The organism is Yoonia sp., from assembly GCF_017854415.1.
Lineage (GTDB): Bacteria > Pseudomonadota > Alphaproteobacteria > Rhodobacterales > Rhodobacteraceae > Yoonia.
On sequence record NZ_JAFMHR010000023.1, the window covers coordinates 1 to 3,634 of the forward strand.

The 3,634-nt window shown below is 56.6% G+C and carries 5 protein-coding genes; 1 reads left to right on the forward strand and 4 read right to left on the reverse strand.

Annotated features, from left to right (window positions below):
* Positions 1-401: PfkB family carbohydrate kinase (locus QZ197_RS04445; protein WP_296430479.1), on the forward strand; the 401-nt coding region annotated here is incomplete at its 5' end.
* A gap of 3 nt (positions 402-404) precedes the next feature.
* Here QZ197_RS04445 and QZ197_RS04450 read toward each other — a convergent pair.
* From QZ197_RS04450 to QZ197_RS04465, 4 genes are all read right to left on the reverse strand, one after another.
* Positions 405-1,547, reverse strand: coding sequence for a lytic murein transglycosylase (locus tag QZ197_RS04450; RefSeq protein ID WP_296430481.1), 1,143 nt, complete (start codon positions 1,545-1,547; stop codon positions 405-407).
* A gap of 76 nt (positions 1,548-1,623) precedes the next feature.
* Complete coding sequence (locus QZ197_RS04455) at positions 1,624-2,538, reverse strand: dihydrodipicolinate synthase family protein (RefSeq protein ID WP_296430483.1); 915 nt, start codon at positions 2,536-2,538, stop codon at positions 1,624-1,626.
* Positions 2,531-3,211: an aspartate/glutamate racemase family protein gene (locus QZ197_RS04460; protein WP_296430485.1), complete on the reverse strand. Its 681-nt coding sequence runs from the start codon at positions 3,209-3,211 to the stop codon at positions 2,531-2,533. The genes QZ197_RS04455 and QZ197_RS04460 overlap by 8 nt, the downstream gene beginning before the upstream one ends.
* Positions 3,208-3,597, reverse strand: coding sequence for a VOC family protein (locus QZ197_RS04465; RefSeq protein WP_296430487.1), 390 nt, complete (start codon positions 3,595-3,597; stop codon positions 3,208-3,210). Before QZ197_RS04465 ends, QZ197_RS04460 begins: the two co-directional genes overlap by 4 nt.
* Between the last annotated feature and the right edge of the window lie 37 nt (positions 3,598-3,634).

The following is a 3,634-nucleotide window of genomic DNA, read 5'->3' on the forward strand; positions in this document are numbered from 1 at the left end:
AAGAGATCACACAGACGGTGCAGCGGGTTCTGGATGTGACAGACATTGCATTGCCAAGCTTTGATGACGAGGCGACTTTTTGGAAAGACGCAACGCCACACGCCACGGTGACGCGCTTTGTGGATGCCGGCGTCCGCGAGGTCGTTGTAAAGAACGGCGATCAACCGTTATCTTGGTATTCCGGTGGCCAAAGGGCGGAAGTAGCGACACCGGTTGTTCAGGGTATCTGTGACACAACCGGTGCCGGAGATGCTTTTAACGCAGGCTATCTTGCAGCGCGTTTGTTGGGGCAGGCGCCATCAAACGCTGTGCTTCAAGGCCAGCGCATGTCAGGCGAAGTCATCTGTCATTTTGGCGCCCGCATCCCCAAATCCGAAATGCACCGCGTCTTTACCATTTAGGCGCTACCGTAAATTCGCAAGAACGTCAGAGTTAGGGATGCCTGAAACTGGCAATCCTGCCCTGCGTTGAAAATCCGCAATCGCTTCTGTGGTTTTGGTCCCGATTACCCCGTCGACCGTGCCAATATCGTAGCCGCGCGCAAGAAGCCCCCGTTGGATGGCCATTCGGTCTTGTTTGGTCATGCCGTTTGCATCGGGCGGAAAACTGCCCTGCAGGGGGCCCGCACCGCCGATGCGGTCGGCCAAATGCCCAACGCCGATCGCATAGAAATCAGAATTATTATAGGTCTTCAGCACGTCGAAATTACGGGTCACTTCAAACGTGATACCGCCAGTTTGCGGTGTAATCATGCGGCCAGCAGGCCCGCCGGTTCCGGCCTCTGCACCCCATTTCAAACCGCTACGCCACCCGTTTCGCGCCAGATAATTGGCAGTAGATGCCAGCGCATCGGTCGGATCATCGCCCCAAATGTCGCGACGACCGTCGTCAGTGAAATCGACAGCCAAAGCCTCGAATGATGTGGGGATGAACTGCGTGTGGCCCATGGCACCGGCCCAACTGCCAATCATCTGGTCAGGGGTGGTGTCACCGCGCTGCAAGATGCGCAAAGCGGCGATCAATTGTGCCTCGTAGAATGTCGCACGTCGTCCGTCGAACGCCAATGTTGCAGTTGACGAGATTACGGGAATGTCCCCGCGCCGTTCGCCATATCGGCTTTCTAGCCCCCAAATTGCTGTGACGATGCGTGCATCGACGCCGTAGCGCGCCTCGATTGCAGAAAGCGTACTTGCATACCGCGCATAGACCGCGCGACCTTGCGCAATTCGGTCATCTGATGCGGCGATGGACAGGTAATCTTCGAATGTGCGTGTTACCTCGATTTGGTTTCTGTCGCGTGTAATCACCCAAGGCACGTAGCCAGCACCGGCAAAGGCCCGATCGAGTGTGCCTTGCGAGATGCCCGCATTGCGGGCCCGTGATTGAAATGCGCTGACCCAGCTATCGAAATCAGCGTTCGCAACAGGCCGATAGTTTTCGGGTAGATTGCTGTTGCGCAAAGGCGTCGTCGCGGGCGAGCTTTGTGCACATGCTGCAAAGGCAAAGCTGCTACATGTTGCAAGAAAAACGCGTCTGTTCAGGGTCATTTCATGGCTTTCAATGATAAGGTTCTGTCCAAGATCGCTTAAAGTGCATCTAGGTGCATTTGCCCATCACCGTTTGTCAAAGCAGCCTGCTTAACGCGGTTTCTTGCCGTGTGGCCAGCGCATTGATCTCTGCTTTGCTCGCGGTGCTTAATGCAGCGCCCGGCTTGCGGACCGTGTCATGCGCGATCACACCGCGCTGCGCCAATGTGTACTTTCGGATTGCCAAGCCCAATCCCGGCTGCGCCTCATAGCGGACCATCGGCATATAAGCATCAAAGATATCGCGCGCATGGTCCAGATCTCCGGACCGATAGGCCGCAATGACTTGTGCCATCATTTCAGGGTAAGCAAAGCCCGTCATGGCCCCATCTGCACCGCGCAGCATTTCTTCGAGCAAGTACAATCCGCCGTTGCCGCAAAGGATCGAAATCCGTCGCGCACCGGCGTCAGAGGCCGCCCGTAAGGCGCTGATTTTTTCCAGGCCGGGCCAGTCTTCATGCTTGAGCATGACACAAGTCGGACAGTCCTCCGCGATTTTGAGGATCACCGAAACCGGGATCACAACATTGGTTACCAAGGGGAAATCTTGCAGCACAAAGGGTGCCGCGCCCAAGGCCTCTGCAGAATTGTGGTAGTAGGCTACGATTTGCGCGTCACTGCGCAAGTTGCCGGGTGGGGCGACCATCACGCCTGCTGCGCCCAAATCCATTGACGCATCGCTCAGCGTTTTCATCGCCGCAAAGCCGGGGGCAGAGACACCAACAACGACAGGCACGGTACTGCGGGCGATCACGCGTTTGACGACCGCAATAGATTCGGCTGCTGTCAGCTTGCCTGCTTCGCCCATCATGCCAAGGATCGTGAGACCAGTCGCACCTTTCGCGATATAGAAATCGACCATTGTGTCGACGCTTTTCCAGTCGATCGCGCCATCAGGCAGAAACGGTGTAACAGCGATGGTAAAGACGCCTCGGGCGGTCTCATCAAGCATCGGGTGTTCCCTTGTGGCTTAGGCCAAGCGCAATCTGACCCAGTGCCATTGCAGCGGCGGCTTGGGTCGGCTCAACGACGGGTAGGCCTGTTTCAGCTTCTAGAATATCGCGGTATTGGGCCATGCCTGCGCATCCCATGATCAGTACATTTGCCCCATCATCATCGCGTAGGCGTTTGCCAGTGGTGACCATAGCCGACAGGCTTTTTTCTTCATCGGCTAGATCAGCAACACCCAGACCCAAGGCGCGATCACCGGCCAGCCGGTCCAGCACGCCCATCGCCCCGAATGCGCGCAGATGACGCGGGATTGACGCAGGCAGGATCGCAATGACGCCAAACCGTTGGCCCAGTGTCAGGGCGGTCATCACTGCTGCCTCTTGAATGCCGACAACGGGCAGGGCGGTTTGATCGCGCAGCGCGTGCAGGCCCGGATCACCAAAGCAGGCAATCACATAGCCAGCCGCATGTTTCTGCGCGGCAGCAAGGCGCAGTGTCAGTGCGACTGTAAGGTCTGCTTGTCGTTGGTTTTCGATGCCGGGCGGCCCATGTTCGAGCGTCAGGCATGCGATAGGTGTCCCGAAACGGCGCAGCGGATCAACAGCGGCGTCAATGCCATCTGTCACCACCTGCGATGAATTGGGATTGATGATAATGAGCGTGTCAGCAGTCATGCGCCCGGCCTTGTCGCTGTTTGAATCTCAATTTGATAGCCTTCTGGGTCGTTGAATACAAAGGCGCGTATGCCAAGTTGGTCATTGATAAAAAGTTCTGACAAGCCGTTCAATTCTGCTTCGTTTGCATAGGCGTACCACGCGTCGACGTCTGGTACACGAATGCACAGCTGGACAGGTTTTGCAGCCTGCCATTTGTTCATGCCCTTGGCCTCGTCGACCAAGCCGACATGGGCACCGGGGCAGATTTTATAGATTTTGCACCAGCCCTGATCAATCGCGAGCGATAGTCCCAGGATATCTTCATAGAACCGCATCGCGGCGGGCAAGTCACGGTAGTAAAAGAACGTGATGGCAAGGGTGTTTGGTGCGTCAGGGCGGGGCATAGCAGTCCTTAGGATTGAGGGTCAGTTGGTCTGACGG